The 19,825-nt window shown below is 70.3% G+C and carries 20 protein-coding genes; 18 read left to right on the top strand and 2 right to left on the bottom strand.

Annotated elements, in window-relative coordinates:
- Window positions 1-58: 58 nt before the first annotated feature.
- The 18 genes from EV659_RS02045 to EV659_RS01960 all read left to right on the top strand — a co-directional run bounded on the left by EV659_RS02045 (window position 59) and on the right by EV659_RS01960 (window position 16,522).
- The gene (locus EV659_RS02045) at window positions 59-1,102 is read left to right on the top strand and encodes an SPOR domain-containing protein (protein ID WP_132706984.1); all 1,044 of its coding nucleotides are present in this window, start codon (window positions 59-61) and stop codon (window positions 1,100-1,102) included.
- Window positions 1,102-2,121 (top strand): beta-N-acetylhexosaminidase, encoded by a 1,020-nt coding sequence (nagZ, locus tag EV659_RS02040; RefSeq protein WP_132706983.1) that lies wholly within the window; start codon window positions 1,102-1,104, stop codon window positions 2,119-2,121. The genes EV659_RS02045 and nagZ overlap by 1 nt, the downstream gene beginning before the upstream one ends.
- 15 nt (window positions 2,122-2,136) lie before the next feature.
- Window positions 2,137-2,832 carry a site-2 protease family protein gene (locus tag EV659_RS02035; protein WP_132706981.1) on the top strand — a complete coding sequence of 232 codons (696 nt, stop codon included), beginning with the start codon at window positions 2,137-2,139 and terminating at the stop codon, window positions 2,830-2,832.
- A complete protein-coding gene (locus EV659_RS02030; protein WP_132706979.1) occupies window positions 2,832-3,728 on the top strand; it encodes a segregation and condensation protein A in 897 nt (298 codons plus the stop codon). Before EV659_RS02035 ends, EV659_RS02030 begins: the two co-directional genes overlap by 1 nt.
- 44 nt (window positions 3,729-3,772) lie before the next feature.
- The gene (gene scpB / locus EV659_RS02025; RefSeq protein ID WP_132706977.1) at window positions 3,773-4,576 is read left to right on the top strand and encodes an SMC-Scp complex subunit ScpB; all 804 of its coding nucleotides are present in this window, start codon (window positions 3,773-3,775) and stop codon (window positions 4,574-4,576) included.
- Entirely contained in the window at window positions 4,573-5,763 is a 1,191-nt protein-coding gene (locus EV659_RS02020) for an ABC transporter ATP-binding protein (protein WP_132706975.1), read from the top strand. The genes scpB and EV659_RS02020 overlap by 4 nt, the downstream gene beginning before the upstream one ends.
- 166 nt (window positions 5,764-5,929) lie before the next feature.
- A complete protein-coding gene (locus EV659_RS02015; RefSeq protein WP_132706973.1) occupies window positions 5,930-6,181 on the top strand; it encodes a twin-arginine translocase TatA/TatE family subunit in 252 nt (83 codons plus the stop codon).
- Between the two features lie 43 nt (window positions 6,182-6,224).
- Entirely contained in the window at window positions 6,225-6,788 is a 564-nt protein-coding gene (gene tatB / locus EV659_RS02010; RefSeq protein ID WP_132706971.1) for a Sec-independent protein translocase protein TatB, read from the top strand.
- Between the two features lie 3 nt (window positions 6,789-6,791).
- Window positions 6,792-7,634, top strand: a complete 843-nt coding sequence (gene tatC / locus EV659_RS02005; RefSeq protein WP_132706969.1) for a twin-arginine translocase subunit TatC — start codon at window positions 6,792-6,794, stop codon at window positions 7,632-7,634.
- A gap of 51 nt (window positions 7,635-7,685) precedes the next feature.
- Window positions 7,686-8,960, top strand: coding sequence for a serine--tRNA ligase (serS, locus tag EV659_RS02000; RefSeq protein WP_132706968.1), 1,275 nt, complete (start codon window positions 7,686-7,688; stop codon window positions 8,958-8,960).
- The gene (gene surE / locus EV659_RS01995; RefSeq protein WP_132706966.1) at window positions 8,957-9,745 is read left to right on the top strand and encodes a 5'/3'-nucleotidase SurE; all 789 of its coding nucleotides are present in this window, start codon (window positions 8,957-8,959) and stop codon (window positions 9,743-9,745) included. Before serS ends, surE begins: the two co-directional genes overlap by 4 nt.
- 124 nt (window positions 9,746-9,869) lie before the next feature.
- On the top strand, window positions 9,870-11,000 hold the full coding sequence (locus tag EV659_RS01990) for a M23 family metallopeptidase (protein WP_132706964.1): 1,131 nt from the start codon (window positions 9,870-9,872) through the stop codon (window positions 10,998-11,000).
- 166 nt (window positions 11,001-11,166) lie between these two features.
- Window positions 11,167-11,715, top strand: coding sequence for a preprotein translocase subunit YajC (gene yajC, locus EV659_RS14805; RefSeq protein ID WP_184409776.1), 549 nt, complete (start codon window positions 11,167-11,169; stop codon window positions 11,713-11,715).
- A 132-nt stretch (window positions 11,716-11,847) separates the two neighbouring features.
- Complete coding sequence (gene secD / locus EV659_RS01980; RefSeq protein WP_132706962.1) at window positions 11,848-13,434, top strand: protein translocase subunit SecD; 1,587 nt, start codon at window positions 11,848-11,850, stop codon at window positions 13,432-13,434.
- 13 nt (window positions 13,435-13,447) lie between these two features.
- Window positions 13,448-14,383, top strand: a complete 936-nt coding sequence (gene secF / locus EV659_RS01975) for a protein translocase subunit SecF (RefSeq protein WP_200287704.1) — start codon at window positions 13,448-13,450, stop codon at window positions 14,381-14,383.
- A 45-nt stretch (window positions 14,384-14,428) separates the two neighbouring features.
- Window positions 14,429-14,872: an Mth938-like domain-containing protein gene (locus EV659_RS01970; protein WP_132706959.1), complete on the top strand. Its 444-nt coding sequence runs from the start codon at window positions 14,429-14,431 to the stop codon at window positions 14,870-14,872.
- A 229-nt stretch (window positions 14,873-15,101) separates the two neighbouring features.
- The gene (locus EV659_RS01965; protein ID WP_132706957.1) at window positions 15,102-15,872 is read left to right on the top strand and encodes an OmpH family outer membrane protein; all 771 of its coding nucleotides are present in this window, start codon (window positions 15,102-15,104) and stop codon (window positions 15,870-15,872) included.
- 23 nt (window positions 15,873-15,895) lie between these two features.
- On the top strand, window positions 15,896-16,522 hold the full coding sequence (locus EV659_RS01960) for a hypothetical protein (RefSeq protein ID WP_132706955.1): 627 nt from the start codon (window positions 15,896-15,898) through the stop codon (window positions 16,520-16,522).
- 457 nt (window positions 16,523-16,979) lie between these two features.
- Here EV659_RS01960 and EV659_RS01955 read toward each other — a convergent pair whose 3' ends face one another.
- Together EV659_RS01955 and EV659_RS01950 are read right to left on the bottom strand one after the other, a co-directional pair.
- Window positions 16,980-18,545 carry an alkaline phosphatase family protein gene (locus EV659_RS01955; RefSeq protein ID WP_132706953.1) on the bottom strand — a complete coding sequence of 522 codons (1,566 nt, stop codon included), beginning with the start codon at window positions 18,543-18,545 and terminating at the stop codon, window positions 16,980-16,982.
- 85 nt (window positions 18,546-18,630) lie between these two features.
- Window positions 18,631-19,821, bottom strand: coding sequence for a DegT/DnrJ/EryC1/StrS family aminotransferase (locus EV659_RS01950; RefSeq protein ID WP_132706951.1), 1,191 nt, complete (start codon window positions 19,819-19,821; stop codon window positions 18,631-18,633).
- Between the last annotated feature and the right edge of the window lie 4 nt (window positions 19,822-19,825).

Raw genomic sequence — 19,825 nt, 5'->3', positions numbered from 1 at the left:
AGACCTGACCAGGTGATCGAAATCGGGCGATCGGAAATGTGCGTGACGGGCGGAAGCGATGACCCGCGACTCTGAAATTCTGTTCGACGAGGGCGACGACGTGCACGGCGGCATCCGCCGTGTGCTCGCCGGTGTTGCCGTGGTGACGCTGTTGGTGTTCGCCGGGCTGCTCTACACCATCTATGAGGCGCGCAAGCCGCCCGAAGGGCCGCTGCCGGTGGTGCGCGCGCCCGACGGGCCGATCAAGGTGCGCCCGGCCGACCCCGGCGGCATGGACGTGCCGCACACCGACAAGCTGGTGTTCGACGGCCTGACCGAACAGCGCCGGCCGGTGGAACAGGCCCTGCGCGCCTTGCCCGAAGCGCCCGTCGTACCGCCGCCCGAAGCCGCCGAGCCGGAAACGCCTGCGCCGGCGGCCGACGGTGCCGAGCCGGGCCAAGCCGGGCAGGGTGGCCCCGCCCTGTCCCAGGCCACCACGCCCCAGTCTGCCGCGCCCAGATCTGCCAAGACCGAGACCGCCGGGGCGCCGGCCGTCGAAGCGGGCACCGACATTGCCCCCCAGACCGGCTCCGAGACCGGCCGGGAGACGGACGCCGCGCCCGATGCCGCGTCGCCAGCGGCCAAGACCGTGGTGGCCGAACTGGACCTCGACGGCGTCGGCGTGGTGCTGCGGCCCAAGCCGGCGGCACCAGCGCGCCCGACCGTCGCTACTGCCCCCGCGAGTGCGGCGGATCGCGTGCCGGACGGCGAACGGCCGGGCAGCACCGATCGCGGCGCCGGCGACGATCTGGTGGCGCAACTGGACCGCCAGGTGGCCGAGGCGCTGGCTGGGCGCTACCGTACGCCGTTTGCGGCCGGTATCTGGCAGGCGCAGTTGACCGCCATGACCGACGCCGACGACGTCAAGGGTTATTGGGAGGCGATCAAGGCCGACAATCCTGCCCTGTTCGGCGATCTGCGCGCCTATATCATGGCCACCGAGCGCCAGGGCCGGACCTTCTACCGGCTGCGCACCGGGCCGTTCGCCACGCGCCAGGCGGCACGCGATTTCTGCGCCGCGCTCGACCGCGCCGGGCGGGGTTGTCTGGTGGTCGAGCCCTGATGGCGGCGTCGCGTCTGCCGCTGATCGTCGGCCTTGCCGGCACCGCGCTCGACCGCGACGAGGCGGCATTCCTGCGCGAGACCCGGCCGGTGGGGCTGATCTTGTTCGCGCGCAATGTCGACACGCCCGACCAGGTGCGCAAGCTGGTCGACGCGGCGCGCGCCGCGCTCGACGATCCCGACCCGTTGGTGCTGGTCGACCAGGAAGGCGGCCGGGTGGCGCGGCTCAAGCCGCCGCACTGGCCCAGCTATCCGCCGATGGCGCGCTTTGGCGGCCTTTATGGCCGCGATCCGGCGGCGGCGCGCGAGGCGGTGTGGCTGGCGCTGCGGCTGATCGCCCACGATCTGGCGAGCCTGGGCATCACCGTCGATTGCGCGCCGGTGCTCGACGTGCCGACATTGGAGGCCGACCCGGTGATCTCCGACCGCGCGTTCGCCGAGCGCGCCGACGTGGTCGCCGACCTGGGCGGCGCGGCGGTCGACGGCTTGCTGGCCGGCGGCGTGCTGCCGGTGATCAAGCATATCCCCGGCCACGGCCGCGCCGGGGTCGACAGCCACAAGGCGCTGCCGCGCGTCACCGCCGACCTGGATACGCTGGCACGGATGGATTTCGCGCCGTTTGCCGCACTGGCCCGGGCGCCCATGGCGATGACCGCGCATATCGTCTATACCGCGCTTGACCCCGCGCGGCCGGCCACCTGCTCGCCGCGCGTCATCGCCGAGGTGGTCCGCGGGCAGATCGGCTTCGACAATCTGCTGCTCAGCGACGACCTGGAGATGGCCGCCCTCGACGGCACCATGGCCGAGCGCGCCGCCGCCGCGCTGACCGCCGGTTGCGACCTGGCGCTGCACTGTTCGGGCGACCTGGGCGGCGTGGCGGATGCGGCCAACGGCTGTCCGCCCCTGGCCGAGGTCTCGGCGCGGCGGCTGGCCGACGCCAAGGCCGCGCGCCGACCCGCCGACACCGTCGATATCGCTCACGCCCGCCGGCGTCTCTCGGTGCTGTTGGGCGACGTTTAGGTTAGGAGAGACTGCGTGCCCGACACCGTCGCCCAGATCGTCACCCAATTGACCATCTGGGCCTTGCCCGCACTGCTGGCGATCACCCTGCACGAGGCCGCCCACGGTTTTGCCGCCTACCGGCTCGGCGACGATACCGCCAAGCGCGCCGGGCGGCTGACGCTCAACCCCCTGGCCCATGTGGACCCGGTCGGCACGATCCTGTTGCCGGGCCTGTTGATGGTCGCCTATTTCCTCGGCGCCGGTGGCATTTTGTTCGGCTATGCCAAGCCGGTGCCGGTGGACTATCGCCGGTTCAAGAACCCGCGCGACGACATGGCCTGGGTGGCGCTGGCCGGGCCGGCGATGAACATCGCGCTCGCCTTGCTGTCGGTATTGTTGATCACTGTGTTGATGCCGATCGGCGGCGCCTTCGCCAGTTGGGCGGTCAACATGCTGCGCGTGTCGGTGTTCTTCAATTGCCTGATCGCGGTGTTCAACATGCTGCCGATCCCGCCGCTCGACGGCAGCCGGGTCCTGGCCGCGCTGCTGCCGCCGCGGTGGGCGTGGCACTATACCCGGCTCGATCGCTATGGCTTTCTGATCGTCCTGGGCCTGTTCTTCCTGCCGCCGCTGCTGAGCGATTGGAACCCGTTCATCACGCTGGTGTTCAAGCCCACGCTGGCGCTTACCCGCTGGTTCGCATCGCTGTCGGGCGTGCCGATCGGCTGATGGCCGGGGCGGGCAGAGACGCCGACTGGGCCCTGGCCGACGCTGCGTCGGGTGCTGCTGGGGAGGGGGCCGGGGCCGCCTTGGTGGTCGACCTGGACGGCTTCGAGGGGCCGCTCGATCTGCTGCTGGTGCTGGCGCGGCGGCAGAAGGTGGACCTGGCCCGGTTGTCGATCCGGGATCTGGCCGAACAGTATCTGGCCTTCGTCACCGAGGCGCGGCGGCTCAATCTGGAACTGGCCGCCGATTATCTGGTCATGGCCGCTTGGCTCGCCTATCTCAAGTCGCGACTGTTGTTGCCGCCCGACGCCGACGACGAAGAGCCGTCGGCCGAGGATCTGGCGTTGCGCTTGCAATTGCGCCTGCAACGGCTGGAGGCCATGCGCGAGGCCGGCGCGCGGTTGCTGGCGCGCGACCGGTTGGGGCGCGACGTGCTGGCCCGGGGCGCGCCCGAAGGCGTGGTGACCGTCGCCAAGGCGCGCTACCAGGTGTCGCTCTACGATCTGCTGCGCGCCTATGCGCAGATCGACCGGCGCCGGACCGCGCGGCACATGCACATCGCCCGGCGCCCGGTCTATACGCTCGACGAGGCGCTGGCGCGGCTGTCGTCGCTGTTGGGCCAGGCGCTCGACTGGACCCTGCTCAAGGACTTTCTGCCCCCCGAACACGCCAGCGGGCCGATCCGGCAGTCGGCCGTTGCCTCGCTGTTCGCCGCCAGTCTAGAACTGGCCAAGCAGGGCCGCGTGGGCCTGCACCAGGGCCAGGTGTTCGGGCCGCTCTATCTCAAGGCCGGGCGCCCGGGTGCGGGTCCCGACACCGGCGAGCCCGACACCGGCGAGCCCGATACCGGCGAGCCGGCCGGGCCGCCCCCGCCGGCCGAGCCGCCGTCGCGGACCTGACCGCGGCCTGTGCCACGCCCACCGCCAGGGAGAGCGGACCGCCGATGACCGACCCGTCGCCCGATCCCGAACCGCCCCGATCCGAGTGCTCGTCCACTGCGTCGCCGGGCGCCACCGACCCGGACGCGGCGTCCGAGCGGATGGAGGCGGTGCGCCGCTGCGAAGCCCTGTTGTTCGCCGCCGAGACGCCGTTGAGCGTCGCCGATCTGGCGCAGCGCCTGGGCGCCGGCGTCGATGTGGCCGCCTGCCTGGCACGGCTTGAAGCCGACTATGCCGACCGGGGCATCAATCTGGTGCGCGTGGGCGGGCGCTGGCAGTTCCGCACCGCCGCCGACCTGGCCCATCTGATGCGTCGCGAGGTGGACGAAACCCGCAAGCTTAGCCGCGCCGGGGTCGAGACGCTGGCGATCGTCGCCTATCACCAGCCGGTGACCCGCGCCGAGATCGAGGATATCCGGGGCGTGTCGATCTCGAAGGGCACGCTCGACGTGCTCCTGGCCGCCGGCTGGATCAAGCCGCGCGGTCGGCGCCAGACGCCGGGCCGGCCGCTCACCTATGGCACCACCGACGCGTTTCTGGTCGATTTCGGCCTCGACAGCCTTGACGCGCTGCCCGGTCTTGCCGACCTCAAGGCGGCCGGCCTGCTCGACAGCGTCGACGCGGCGTTCGACCGGCTTGGCCCCGACGCGGCGGACGACGCAGACGACGCAGACGACGCGGATGACGCAGACGACGAGGCAGACGATGAGCGCGACGCCGTGACCGAGACGAGCCACCAAGACGAGGCGACTTTGGGCGACCTGGCGGCGGGCCGTCGGGGACCGGCGCCAGGGCAGGAGGGATCATGATCGCAGCCGATGCACTGAACGGGCGGCCGGGGTTTGTGTCCGATGATGCGGCGGGGGCGGCCGCGCGGCCAGCGCCGAAACCGGCGGCGGGGCTGGCGCTCGACGATGTGGCGCTCAGCTACACGCGCGGCGGCCCCTCGGCGGTGGCGGGTGTCACGCTCGATGTGGGCGAGGGCGAAGTGGTGTGTTTGCTGGGGCCGTCGGGCTGCGGCAAGACCAGTTGTCTGCGCCTGGCCGCCGGGCTCGAACGCCCCGACCGGGGCCGGGTGCTGGTTGGCGGGCGGGTGGTCGCCGACGCCGCCAGCGGGCGCTTCGTGGCGCCGGAAAAGCGCCGTGTGGGCCTGGTACTGCAGGATTTCGCCCTGTTTCCGCACCTGACCGTGGCCGGCAATCTGGCGTTCGGCATCGCGCACCTGCCGGCCGACGACCGGCGCGCTCGGGTCGCCGCCTTGCTCGACCAGGTGGCGCTGGCGCACAAGGCGCAGGCGTTCCCGCATGAACTGTCGGGTGGCGAGCAGCAGCGCGTGGCGCTGGCACGCGCGCTGGCGCCCGAGCCCGACGTGATGCTGATGGACGAGCCGTTCTCCAGCCTCGACGTGACCCTGCGCGCCGAGGTGCGGGCGGCGACCCTGGCGGTGCTGGCGCGGCGCCGGGTGCCGACGCTGATCGTCACCCACGACCCCGAAGAGGCCATGGCGCTTGCCGACCGGCTGGTGGTCATGCGCGCCGGGCGGGTGGTGCAAAGCGGCACCCCCGAGGCGGTCTATTTCCAGCCGGCGGACGCGTTCGTGATGACCTTTCTGGGCCGCACCAACACGCTGATCTGTCCGGTCGAGAACGGCGCGGCGCGGACCCCGTTCGGTGCTGTGGCGCTGCCGCCGGCCATGGCCGCCGGTGCGCCGCCCACCCGTTGCCGGGTGATGATCCGCGGCGGCGACCTGCGCCCCGCGCCGGCCGACGCAAGCCACAGCGACCTCGCCGGACGGGGCGTGCCGGCGCGGGTCAGGGACGTGCGCCTGGTCGGGCCGGTGCAGCAGGTGACGCTGGCCTTGCCCGAAGGCGCCGGCGACGCGATGATGGAGGTCGACCGGCGGCTCGGTGTCCGCCCCGGCGAAACCTTGGGCGTCATCGCCGAACCGGGCAGCCTGCGTTGTTTTCCCATGGACGAGACGGGCGAACCGGCGTAAGCGGGGGCGGCGAGAACGCCGGCGCGGCGGGCCGGGCGCCATCGGCGCCGCCCGCACCGACCAGGGCCGGCACACGAACGTCGGCGCAACCAGCCGGCATAGGGCGTCGGCGCAACCGGCCGGCACAAGGAGTCGGCGCAACTGGCCGGCACAAGGAGAAGACCAGATGGGTGTCAGCGTTTGGCAGATTATCGTGATCGCCGTCTTGGTGCTGTTGCTGTTCGGCCGGGGCAAGGTCTCCGAGTTGATGGGCGATGTGGCCAAGGGCATTACCAGTTTCCGCAAGGGCCTGCGCGAGGGCGACGCCGACGACGGCGAGGCGGCCGACCGCGCCGACCAGGCCAAGTCGATCACCGACGCGCGCGAGACGCCGGTGGCCGAGCAGCGGGCCGAGACCAAGGACAACGCCCGTTCCTGACCGCCGGCGCGTCGAGACCGCCGGTCGGGGAGGATGATGCGGCATGTTTGACCTGCACTGGACCGAATTGATCCTGGTGATGATCGTCACCCTGCTGGTGGTGGGCCCGAAAGACCTGCCCAAGGTGATGCGCACCGTGGGCGCGTTGATGCACAAGCTGCGCAGCTTCGCCGGCGAGTTTCAGTCGGGGCTCGACCAGATCGCGCGCGAGGCCGAGCTCGACGAGCTCAAGCGCCAGGCCCAGGCCCTGCAAAACAACCGCATCGACGATCCCGCAACCCAGGCGCGCGCCACCGAACAGCGCAAGGATCTGCCGCGCGGTCCCCAGACATCGGCGGCACCGGCGGCGCCCGCCACGCCGGGTATCGCCACGCCCGACGGCGGCTATGACCCGACCTCCGGGGCGCCCCAGCCGGCCGCCGCAACGCCGGGGGAAACCTGGCCCGACGGGTCGGGCGACGCCGCGCCGATCCGCGACACCGAGGCGACCGGCGATGCCGAAACGGCGCCCATGACCGAGCCGGCGCCCAAGAAGGGGCCGGAGGCGGGGCCCGGAACCGGGGCCGAAACGCCCGCCGCAGCCGACCGGGCCGGGGAGGGCCGCTAGACCATGGCCAGCCCCAGAACCGGGACCCGAAGCCCCAATGGTGCGCGCCCTGCCGACGACCAGGCCGCGATCGAGGCCAGCCGTGCGCCGCTGTTGAGCCATCTGGTCGAGTTGCGCCAGCGCCTCCTCTATGCGCTGATCGGTTTTCTGATCGCTTTTGGCGTCGCCTATGCCTTTGCCGGGCCGATCTTCAGCTTCCTGGTCGAGCCCTACCGCCAGATCCTGGCCGACCAGGGCAGCGGGCGGATGATCTTCACCGGCCTGCACGAGGGCTTTCTGGTCAAGATCAAGATCGGCTTCTTCGGCGCGGTGGTGATCGCGTTTCCGTTATTCGCCTTCCAGGTCTGGCGGTTCGTGGCACCGGGCCTCTATCGCCGGGAGAAGAAGGCGTTTTTGCCGTTCTTGTTGGCGACGCCGGTGCTGTTCGCGCTTGGCGCCGGCCTAGTCTACTATTTCATCATGCCGCTGGCGTGGGATTTCCTGATCGCCCAGGGTCGCGGGCTCGGCAACGACGCCCTGCCGGTCGAGCAGGAACCGCGCGTCATCGAGTATTTCGACATCGTCACCAAGCTGATCCTGGCGTTCGGGATTTCGTTTCAGTTGCCGGTGCTGCTGACGCTGTTGGGGCGCGCCGGGCTGATCACCGCCGTTACCCTGCGGCGTTGGCGCAAATACGCCATCGTGCTGGTGTTCGCCGGCGCCGCGTTGATCACGCCGCCCGACGTGATCAGCCAGATCGCCCTTGGCATGCCCCTGCTGCTTCTCTATGAGTTGTCCATCCTCGCCATCGCCTATTCGGCCCGCCGGCAGGCGTCGCAGGACGACGCGGACGCCGGCGACGGCTGACCGGGCCGGCGCGAGGGGTCCCGCCCACGCATCCCGAGTGCTGTTCCGCCCATGTTCGATATCAAGGCCATCCGAGACAATCCCGCCGCCTTCGACGCCGGGCTCGCCCGCCGCGGGCTGGAGCCCCGGTCGGCGGACCTGCTGGACCTGGACGCGCGCCGCCGCGCCCTGATCACCGAGGCGCAGGAGGCACAAAGCCGCCGCAACGCCGCGTCCAAGGACATCGGCCGGGCCAAGAAGGCGGGCGAGGACGCCCAGGCGCTGATCGACGAGGTGGCCGGGCTCAAGACCCGCCTGGCCGAGTTGGAGGCCGAGCGCGACCGGGTCGAGACCCAGTTGACCGAGGCGCTGGCCTGGCTGCCCAATACGCCGGCCGACGACGTCCCCGACGGCGCCGACGAGAACGACAATGTGGAGTTGCGCCGCTGGGGCACGCCGGCCGCCTTCGACTTCGAGCCGCGCGAGCATTTCGCGCTCGGCGAGGCGCTGGGCCAGATGGATTTCGAGGCTGCCGCGGCGCTGTCGGGCAGCCGCTTCGTGGTGCTCAAGGGCGCGCTCGCCCGGCTTGAACGGGCCTTGGGCCAGTTCATGCTCGACGTGCAGACCGCCGACCACGGCTATGAAGAGGTGACCACGCCGGTGCTGGTGCGCGAGGACGCGCTGTTCGGGACCGGGCAGTTGCCCAAGTTCGCCGACGACCTGTTCCGCACCACCGACGACCGCTGGCTGATCCCCACCGCCGAGGTGACGCTGACCAACCTGCACCGCGAACAGATCGTCGAGGAAGAGAGCCTGCCGCGCCGCTATGCCGCCCTGACCTATTGTTTCCGCTCGGAAGCCGGGGCCGCCGGGCGCGACACCCGCGGCATGATCCGCCAGCACCAGTTCAACAAGGTGGAACTGGTGTCGGTGACCACGCCCGAGGCCGGCGAGGCCGAGCAGGAGCGCAAGGTGGGCTGCGCCGAGGCGATCCTGCAAAAACTCGGGCTCGCCTATCGGGTGGTCTCCCTGTGCACCGGCGATCTGGGCGCCACCATGCGCCGCACCTACGACATCGAGGTGTGGCTGGCCGGTCAGCAGCGCTATCGCGAGATTTCCAGCGTGTCGTGGGCCGGCGACTATCAGGCCCGGCGCATGAACCTGCGTTGCCGCCCCAAGGGCGAGCGCGAGACGCGCTTCTGTCACACCCTCAACGGCTCGGGCCTCGCCGTGGGCCGGACGCTGATCGCGGTCATGGAAGCCTATCAGGCCGCCGACGGTTCGATCGCCGTCCCTGAGGTGCTGAAGCCTTATATGGGCGGCCTGGAAAGGATCGCCGCGTCATGAGCCAGCCCGTCTCGCCCGCGCGCATCCTGATCACCAATGACGACGGCATCAACGCACCGGGCCTCGCCGTGCTCGAAGAGATCGCCCACCAGTTGAGCGACGATGTTTGGGTGGTGGCGCCGGAATCCGAAAAATCCGGCGCCGGGCACTCGCTGACCCTGACCACGCCGTTGCGCGTGCGCCGGCTCGACGAGCGGCGCTTCGCGGTCCAGGGCACGCCCACCGACTGCGTGACCATGGCGGTCAACCATATCATGGCCGAGGCGCGGCCGACCCTGGTGCTCTCGGGCGTCAACCGGGGCGCCAATCTGGCCGAGGACGTGACCTATTCGGGCACCATCGCCGGCGCCATGGAAGGCACGCTGGCCGGCATCCCGTCGGTGGCGTTGAGCCAGACCCTGCGCCGGCCGGCGCGCACGCCGTGGGACACCGCGCGCACCCACGCGCCCGGTCTGCTGCGCGAGCTGCTGGCCACCGGCTGGCCCGAGAGCGTGTTCATCAACGTCAACTTCCCCGCCATCGACCCCGACGAGGTCCAGGGCATCCGGGTCACCGAACAGGGCCGGCGGGATATCGGCGGCATGCAGATCGAAGAGCGCAAGGACCCGCGCGGCTTCACCTATTTCTGGTTCGGGCTGGCCCGCACCGTCGACCGGCCGGGCCATGAAAGCGACCTGCACTATGTGCGCGAGGGCTGGATCTCGGTGACGCCGCTGCATATGGACCTGACCCATCACGAGACCCGCAAGATCTTGAACGACCGCCTGGAGCGGCCGTTCAAATAGTCGCAGCAAGGATTCGGTGGGCGATCATTAGATAAAATCCCGGTCATCGATGTTTTGTGAAAATGTCCGCCCCCGTTTGTCTGGCGCTAGACTGATTCGGTCAACTCGCCTATAGTCCCTGCCCATGGTGGACTGGAGCGATTGTAAGCCCCGGCGCGTGTGGCGGATCGGGCTGGCCATGACCCTGGCCGGGCTGCTCGCGGCGTGTGCCTCGGGCACCAATCTGCCGCGCTATGCCACCATCAAGCCGGTCTACAAGATCCGCAACAGCCCCAAGCCGGTGCCGCTGCCGCGCCCCAAGCCCGACCCGCGCCGACTGGCTCAGGCCAGTTCCCAGGCGGCACCGGCGCGGCCGGCCCGCAGCCTGGCGGCCAGCCGGTCCCGGCGCGCCGAGCCCGCACCGAGCCGCCGGGCGAGCGCCGCGGCCATCCGCCCGCGGGCCATGGCCGGCAGCTATCGGGTGGTCAGCGGCGGGCCGTTGCCGCGCGCCAAGCCCACCAGTGCCACCGGCGTGGTCATGGTGCGCAAGGGCGATACCGTCTACGCCATCGCCCAACGCAACAAGGTCGGCGTGCGCGAGGTGATCGCCGCCAACCGGTTGAGCCCGCCCTATACCGTGCACCCCGGCGACCGGCTGGCGGTGCCCGAGGCGCGCTTCCACACCGTCGCGCGCGGCGAGACCGGCTATGGCATCGCCGAGCGCTATGGCGTCACGCTCGCCTCGCTGGTGCGGGTCAACGATCTGCGCCCGCCCTATACGCTGGCGGTGGGGCAGACGCTCCGGCTGCCGTCGGGGGCGGGGCAGGCACAGCCGGCGGTGGTGCGCCGGACGGTCGATCTGCCCGACCCGCCGGCGCGCAGCGGCCAGGGCTTCGCCTGGCCGGTCGAGGGAACGATCATCGCCAGCTTCGGCGCCAAGGGCGGCGGGCTGCAAAACGACGGCATCAACATCGCCGCGCCCGCCGGCACGCCGGTGCGCGCCACCGAAGCCGGCACGGTGGTCTATGCCGGCGACCGGCTGGCCGGCTATGGCAAGCTGTTGCTGATCCGCCATGCCGGCGGCTGGGTGTCGGCCTACGCCCATAATCAGCGGCTGTTGGTGTCGAAGGGCGAGCAGGTGCGCCGGCGCCAGATCATCGCCCATGTGGGCCAGACCGGCCTGGTGGAAAGCCCGCAACTGCACTTCGAACTGCGCCGCAACAACCGCCCCGTCGATCCGAAAAGCCGCCTCGAACAGGTCACGGCGGCGCGCTAGCCGTCGCCGGAACGGGCCGGTTGGCGCTGCGATGCGGTTGAATTCATGCCGGCGGCTACTATAGTCCCCCACAAAGGTGTCCGTGCGTCGCACAGGCGCCTTCGCCCCCCGGGCCGATCCGACGGCCAGCCGCGCCCTTAAGCGGCGGTTCCTTAAAGGAGTGACCATGTTCGACGCGCTGACGATTCTGCAGAACGGGGCTTCCGCGCCGCCACAGGGCGGTGCCGGCAGCACGCTGGTGTTCCTGGCCCTGTTCGTCGTGCTTCTCTATTTCATGATTATCCGGCCCCAGCAGAAGCGCGCCAAGGAACATCGCACCATGCTGGAAAACCTGCGCCGCGGCGACACCGTGGTGACCAACGGCGGGTTCATCGGCAAAATCCACCGGATCAACGACAATGAGGTCGACGTGGATCTGGCCGACGGCGTGCGCGTCAAGATGCTCAAGCACGCGATCAGCGACGTGCGCTCGAAGACCGAACCGGTCAAGGGCAATGGCGACAAGCCCGCCGCCGACAAGGGCCAGGCCAAGAAGGGCGGCCAGCGCCCGGCCAAGGCCAAGGGCGGCCAAGCCAAGACGCCGGCCAAGACCGAAGCCAAGGCAGACACCAAGCCGGCGCCGGCCAATGACGTCGACACCGCCCCCGACACTGCCTCCGACAGCGCCAGTCAAGGCGACACCGCGACCAAGGGCGACGAGCAGCCGAAGACCTGATTGCCCATGCGCCCCCTGCGACCCTGAGCCGGTCGCAGGGGCTGTCGTTTGGTTCGGCGCCGCGCGCGCCGGGCCGACCGACCCGACCGACCCGACCGTCCGGGCGCCGAGCGCGCCATTGCGGAGAGCCCCATGCTCCAGTTTTCGCGTTTTTCCATTGTCGCCATTATCGCCGTGTGTGTGTTCGGCGTGTTGGCGGCCGTGCCCAATCTGCTGACCAAGGAGCAGCTTCAGTCGCTGCCGGGGTTCCTGCCCAAAAGCCAGGTGACCCTGGGGTTGGACCTGCAGGGCGGCGCGCACCTGTTGCTTGAGGTGGACACCGACACGGTGATCGAGGAACGCCTGGAGGGGCTGGCCGAAGATGTGCGCGAAAGCCTGCGCGAGGCGCGCATCCGGGCGCGCCGGCCGGTGCTGGATCGCGACGCCCGGGCGGTGACCACCACGCTCGCCAATGCCGAAGACGCCGCTGCGGCGCGCGAAGCGCTTGAGGCGCTGGCCCAGCCGGTGGCGTCGAGTGTGTTCGGCGGCGGCATCCAGGCGGTCGCCGTCTCGGTCGACGGCACCCGGGTGCGCGCGGCGCTGACCAAGGAAGGCATCGACGCCCGGGCGCGCAGCGCGGTCGCCCAGTCGATCGAGGTGGTGCGCCGCCGGATCGACGAACTGGGCACCCGCGAACCCAACATCCAGCGCGTCGGCGAACAGCGCATCCTGTTGCAGGTGCCCGGCGTGGGCGAGACCGAAAGCCTCAAGGAGGTGCTCAACGCCGAGGCGCGGCTGAGCTTCCACATGGTCGCCGGCAATGCCGAGCCGTCCAATCCGCCCGCCGGCACCATGGTGCTGTCGTTCGCCGACCAGACCCGTCAGATCGTCGTCGAACGCCGGCCGCTGTTGACCGGCGAAAACCTCGTCGACGCCCAGCCTAGCTTCGACCAGAACGGGCTGCCGGTGGTGTCGATCCGCTTCGATTTGGCCGGCGGGCGCACCTTCGCCGAGGTGACGCGGCAGAATGTCGGCAAGCCGTTCGCCATCGTCCTCGACGACGAGGTGCTGTCGGCGCCGGTGATCCGCGAGCCGATCCTGGGCGGCCAGGCGCAGATCTCGGGCAGCTTCACCATCGAGGAAACCCAGGACCTGTCGGTGCTGCTGCGCGCCGGCGCCTTGCCCGCGCCGCTGCGTATCCTTGAAGAGCGCACGGTGGGCCCGGGCCTGGGCCAGGATTCGATCGAGGCCGGCAAGCTCGCCGCGGTGATCGGCCTGGCCGGTGTGGTCGTGTTCATCGTCGCCAGCTACGGGCTCTTCGGTGTCCTCGCCAATGCCGCGCTGTTGCTCAACATCGTGTTGATCCTGGGCGCCTTGTCGGCGATCGGGGCGACGCTCACCCTGCCGGGGATCGCCGGCATCGTGTTGACCATCGGCATGGCGGTCGACGCCAATGTGCTGGTGTTCGAGCGGGTCCGCGAGGAGGTCAAGGCCGGTCGCCAGCCGTTCCAAGCGGTTGACAATGGCTATCGCCAGGCGCTGTCGACCATCCTCGACGCCAATATCACCACGCTGATTGCGGCAGTCCTGTTGTTCCAGTTCGGCTCGGGGCCGGTGCGCGGCTTCGCCGTCACGCTCGGCGTTGGCATCGTCACCAGCGTGTTCACGGCGGTGGTCCTGACCCGGCTGTTGCTGGCCACCTGGCTGCGTCGCACCCGTCCCGCCAAGCTCCCGCTTTGAGAAAGTTCGCCTGATGTTGCTTAAGCTGATCCCTGCCGACACCCATGTGAACTTTCTCAAGGCCCGCTATGTGGCCTATGCGCTGTCGGCGATTCTGATCGCGGCCTCGATGGCCTTGTTCTTCACCCGCGGGCTCAATCTGGGCATCGACTTCAAGGGCGGCATCACCATCGAGGTGGGCGCCGAACAACCCATCGACATCGCCGCCATGCGCGCCGTGGTCAACGGCCAGGACGTGGGCGACGCGTCGATCCAGGCGTTCGGCTCGGCCAATGAGGCGCTGATCCGCATCGCCCGCCAGCCGGGCGAGGCCGAGGCCCAGCAGGCCGCCGTCGACCGGGTCAAAAGCGCCCTCGACGACCGGTTCGACAATCTGGAATGGCGGCGCACCGAGGTGGTCGGCCCGAAGATTTCCGAGGAGCTGTTCCGCGACGGCATCATGGCCATGTCGTTGGCGGTGATCGCGGTGCTGGTCTATATCTGGTTCCGGTTCGAATGGCAGTTCGGCCTCGGCGCGGTGATCGCCCTGGTCCACGACGTGTTGCTGACCATCGGCTTCTTCTCGTTGACCGGGCTGGAGTTCAACCTGTCGATCGTGGCGGCGATCCTGACCATCATCGGCTATTCGCTGAACGACACCGTGGTGGTCTATGACCGCATCCGCGAGACCATCCGGCGGTTTCGCAAGATGGAGATGGTCGAGTTGTTGAACCTGTCGCTCAACCAGACCCTGTCGCGCACCTTGATGACCTCGCTGACCACGTTGCTGGCCTTGTTCGCGCTGTTCTTCTTCGGCGGTGCGGTCATTCAGGGCTTCACCGCGGCGATGATCTGGGGCGTGTTCGTGGGCACCTATTCGTCGATCTTCGTCGCCGCGCCGGTGCTGTTGATGCTCAAGGTCAAGCGCGAGAACCTGCTGCCCGACGAGGCCAAATCCTCGGCGCCCTGATCCCGCGCCGTCGCTTTCCCATCCGGCCCCCGCAGAGGCAAGCCCATGGCGTCCGACGATCCCCACCCCCCGGGCCCGCAAGGCGACAACGACCCCGCAGCCCCGCGCCTGGCGATGGAAATGAAGGAACAGGCGCGCCCGGGCCTGGTCACCGTCGCGGGCTATGGCCGCGGCGGCTTCCGGGTCGGCCAGACCTGGTACGCAGGCGCCGTGCTGGTGCTGCCCGGGCGCTGCGTGGCGCTTGGGGCGGTCGCGCCCGCAGAGATCGACGCGGCGCGGCTGGCGCCCTTATGGGACGCTTCGGACCCGGCCGATATCGTGCTGTTCGGCGGCGGTGCCTCGCTCTTGCCGGTGCCGGCGGCGATGCGGGCTGCGCTCGCCGCGCGTGGGCTGAGCGCTGATCCCATGGACAGCGGGGCGGCGGCGCGCACCTTCAACGTGCTGGTCGCCGAAGACCGCCGCGTCGGTGCGGTTCTGCTGCCGCTCTGACCCCGCCCGGGACAGGCCGCTCACGCTTACCGCCAGCGCCGCCCTTGGACGCCCCCAGGAACGCGCCGCACGGCTTGTCGCGCCGGCCCCGCAGCTCGTCGCAGCGCGGTTGCCAAGGACCGCGGCTTGGCGTCACCTTGTGGGCATAACAAGAACGGCGCCCATCTGGACCCGAGTGATGACAGCAAGACGACCCGTCCTTTTCTATCTTGCGTTGGCGGTGGTCGGCATGGCGCCGGCCGCCGCCGCCGCGCTTCCCGCGACGGTCGGCGCGGTGGCGTTCGCGCCGGCTGCCGACCCGCCGGGGAGCGGCGCGCCGTCGCCCACGGCGTCCAATGCACCGGGGACGCCTAAGTCGCCCGAACTGATCCTCGGCCTCGACGACCACCGCGCGGTGGCCACCGGCTTGCTGCTGGAGTTGGAAGCCCTGAACAGCAGCGCGGTGGACTGGCGCATGCCGGGGTCGGGTGTGCCAGCCGTGCCCGACACGCCCGACGATCTGGATGCGCCGGTGGATCTGGACGCCTTGGTCCGGGCGCTTGAGGCGCCGCGTGCGCCGCAGTCGCCGGTCGCCGTCGACGCGGATCTGACCGCGACCGTGCACCGGGCGCTCGACGCCATGCGCGCAGCGTTCGCGGAGGCTGAAGCGGCGCGGCGCGCCGCCATGGCCGAGGCGGCCGAGGCGCTTGAGCGGTCGCGTGCCGAGCGCGAAGCCGGTCTGACGGCCATGCGCCGGGCGCTTGATCGGATCAAGGGCAGCGATTGGGTGGACCTGGATCGCGTGCGGGCGGAATTGGCACGTCAGAAGGCCGAACGGGCGCGAACCCTGGCCGATGTGGAGCGCGACATGGCCCAGGTACGCCGGGCGCTTCGTCAGGCCCACGCCGAACTGGCCAAGGAACGCGCAGAGCTTCTGGATCAATTGGGGATCGGGGGCGCACTGCCGGCGACCCCCGTAGAGCCGCCGCACCGGCCGGCACGCCCGGACGACCGTCACTAGGGCGGACCGCCCCCGGTGCAGCATTGTTTCTCGCTCCCGCTCATGCTAAGCATTCGGGAAGCAGGGAGGAGATCGTGCGCCGCATTGTCGCCAGAAGCCCAATCAAGGCGAGCGCGTTTGTCGCCGTGCTGTTGGCGACGGCCGCGGCCTCTGCGGGCCAGCCCAGCGGCGGCACCGATGATTTCGACCCCTATACCCGGTTCATGAATCGATTGCTGGGCGCGCCGGACGCCGATCTGCCCGCCGCCGTGGCCGAGGCGGACGGCACAGACCAAGCGGATCACGACGAACCGGACGACGCTGCTGCCTGGCCGAAGGGCCCGCCGGCACTGGCGTCGATGAACGCCACGCGCGCGGCGCTTCATGCCCTCTATCGCGAACAGGAGCAGCGCCAAGCCGCTTTGGAAGCCGTGCGCTCCCAGTTCGCCGCCTCGGGCTCGCAGGCGGATGCGGCGCTGGTCCGCGCCCATGAAGCCCGCTTGCGCGCCCTGTCCCACGAAATCCAAGCGCTCAAGACCGCCGCCGCCGCGATCCGGGAGGTCCGCCGCGCGGTCGCCGACCATGAGCGGCGCGGCTGCAGCGACGACGACAACCGTCGCCCAGACCCGTCTAGCGGCGGCGACAACGGCGCCGATGGGTCGGCTCCCTGATCAAAACTGTTTGACGACGCCGCCACGGGCCGGTTCAGCCAGCGCGTCCCACGGGGTGGAGATCCGGTCGCCGAGAGTGGCCGCGCATCCCGCGCGGCAGGCCGGCCGGTGCGCACCAATGGTCGAGCTTGGTTGTCATTGCCGTAACAGGATCGGTCCGGTCCGCCGGTGGGCGGCGCGCCGGACGATGCGGTCTCGCGCGCGCCGCTGCGACCGGTACCTGGGTGACCGCGCCCGCTCTGATGGGTAGCCGGTAAGATGTCCGCCCAGGGCCGCGGGCGGAGCTCCATGGCTGAGCTCGCAGGGCCCCGGTTTGGGCATGGCCACCGACCTCGGCGGCGCGGCCGCCACGTGGCTGCGCCTCTATCCCGGCCCGGTGCCCGATTGACCAAGTCGTGCCGGGGCTTTTCCGGCCGACCCGGACCACCGGCGTGATCGGGGTCGACCGAAGCGGGCGTCAGTCGCGGCCGGCGCGGTCGCCGAGGCCGGTGGCCCGGTCGACGATATGGAACAGGACGTTCTGTTCCATGGTGCCGGTGGCCAGATGCGCCCAGGGCCCGCGCGCATAGAGCGGCACGTCTTCGCCGCCATGGGTTTCCGACCGGGCCCGCACGGCGGCCTGTTGGCGATAGTCGACCGCCAGCACGGTCTCGTCGGTCAGGGTCGGCCGCTCGCCGTCGATCGCGCCCGGGCCGTTCAGATAGCCGAGCGTGGTGTAGGGCTTGCCGTCTTCGGCCGGTTGCAGCTCGTCGCTCGGCGTGCCGTCGGGATTGACCTTGTGGACCAGGCCGAGGATCGGGTTGCCGCGCGGGGGATAGCCGCCCATGACGAAGGTGTGGGAGTGGTCGGCGGTGACCAGGATCAGCGTGTCCTCCACCTTCGTGCGGTCGAGCGCCACCTGCACCGCCTTGGAGAATTCGCGGGTTTCTTCCAGCGCCCGGGCGGCGTTGCCGGCATGGTGGGCGTGGTCGATGCGGCCGCCCTCGACCAGCAGGAAATAGCCGTCGCCATGGCCTTCGAGAAAGCCCAGCGCCTTATCGACCATCTCCGACAGCGGCGGCTCACCGGCCTGATCGTCGTCGCGGTCGGCTTCATAGCGCATATGGCTGGGCTCGAACAGGCCGAGCACCGGGCCGTCGGTTTCGGGCGACAGGCTGCGGAATTGCTCGGTGTTCCAGACGAAGCGCGCGCCCGGGCCATGGCGCCGGCGCCAGTCTTCGATCAGGTCGCGTCCGTCGACGCGCCGGCCATAGGCGCCGTCGCTTTCCGGGTCGACCTGGTCTTCGGGCAGGAAGTGCCGGCGGCCGCCGCCGAACGCCACGTCGACGCCGTCACCATAGGGGAAATCGACGAATTGCGACGCGATGTCGGTGCAGCCGGCCTCCAGGGCCTCGGGCGGCATGACGCTGTCGTCTTCCCAATTGCGGCTCGGGCTGTGGGCGTAGGTGCTGGCCGGTGTCGCGTGGGTCAGCCGGGTGGTGGTGACGATGCCGGTCGCCATGCCGACGCTTTCGGCCAGTTCCAGCAGGGTGGCGGGGCTGAGTTGCTGCAATTGCTCCGGCCCCGGGCAGTGACCGGGCGTCGCCTCGTCGGACAGGCTGAGCACGCCGATCTTGGTCTTGACGCCGGTCATGATCGCCGAGGCGGTGCCGGCGCTGTCGGGCGTTTGGGCGTTGGTGTTGTAGGTCTTGACCAGCGCGGTGTAGGGCAGGGTGTCGAACGCCAGATCATAGTCTTCGCCCTGCAGCCCCTTCTTCTGGCCGGCATAGATGCGGCCGGCGGTCACCGTCGACACGCCCATGCCGTCGCCGATGAACACGATCACGTTCTTGGCCCGCTTGGTGATCGGTTGTTGCGCCTCGCGCCGCTCGATCGCCGCCTTGCCGCCGGTGAACCAGGGGTCGCCGCTGACCTGATAGGCGCCCTTGACCGGGCTCGGTTCGTTCGACGGAATCAAATAGACGAGAAGCAGAATGCCCAAGAGCCCGGCTAGGGCAATGAGCAAAGTTCGGCGGTCGTGCATGGCGGCCGATCCTTGTGTTTCAAGGGGTTAAGGTAAAGAACGCGGGCAGCATAACCCAACTGTCTGCGGATGAAAACGCAACCGCTCAAGAAAGCGCGGCGGCCGCCTCGGCGATCGCTGCCACCACCCGGTCGGCCTGCGCGTCGGTCAGGCCTGGATAGAGCGGGATCGACAGAATGGTCTCATAGGCGCGGTCGGCGGCCGGACAATCGCCGCGCCGGGTGCCCAACCGTTCGCGGTAGAAGGTCGTCTGGGTCAGCGGGGGATAGTGCACCGCCGTGCCGATACCGCGCGCGCGCAAGGCCGCGGCGAGCGCGTCGCGCTTCGCCGCCAGCGCGCCGTCGGTGCGGATCACATAGAGGTGATAGGCATGGCTGGTGTCGTCTCGGCGGGCCAGCGGGCTCACCCCCTCGATGCCGGCCAAGGCGGCGTCATAGCGCGCGGCGAGCGCCCGGCGCTGGTCGAGCCATTGCGGCAGCCGCGCCACCTGGGCCAGGCCGAGCGCGCAGTTGATGTCGCTCAAGCGGTAGTTAAAGCCGAGCGCGGTGACGTCGTAGCGAAACGGGTTGTCGGCGTCGTGGCGGGCCATGGCGTGATGGCGCAGGTGGCGCAGCCGCTCGGCGAGCGCGGCGTCGGTGGTGGTGACCATGCCGCCTTCGCCGGTGGTGATGTGCTTGACCGGGTGAAAGGAAAAGCTGGTGGCCTTGGCCAGCGTGCCGACCGGCCGGCCCCGGTGGGCGGCGCCGGGCGCGTGGCAGCCGTCGGCCAGCAGGTGCAGCTTGTGGGCGTCGGCGAGGGCTGCGAGCGCGTCCCAGTCGCACGGCTGGCCGGCATAGTCGACGCCCACCAACGCCTTGGTGCGCGGGCCGATCAGCCGGGCCGCCGAGGTCGGGTCGATCAGCAGCGTCCGGGCGTCCACATCGGCGAACACCGGCTCGGCGCCCACATAAAGCGCGGCATTGGCGGTGGCGGCGAAGGTCAGCGCCGGCACGATCACCTGGTCGCCGGGGCCAAGGTCCAGGGCCGCCATCATCAGGTGCAGGGCGGCGGTGCCGGTGGCGCAGGCGACGCCGTGCAGATCGTCCCGGCCCGGCGCCAGAAAGCCGGTGAACGCGTCCTCGAACGCCTGGACCGTGGGCCCGGTGGTCAACAGAGCCTGGCCGACCGCTTGGGCCACCGCGTCGCGGTCTTCGGGGCCGATGCTTTGGCGGCCATAGGGGATCGGGTCGACGGCGGCGGCCGCTGCCGGTGGGTCGGAAAGCGGGGAGGGCGCCATGGTC

Source organism: Rhodothalassium salexigens DSM 2132 (assembly GCF_004341375.1).
Taxonomy (GTDB): Bacteria; Pseudomonadota; Alphaproteobacteria; order Sphingomonadales; family Rhodothalassiaceae; genus Rhodothalassium; species Rhodothalassium salexigens.
This window is presented reverse-complemented; position numbering and strand designations above follow the sequence as displayed.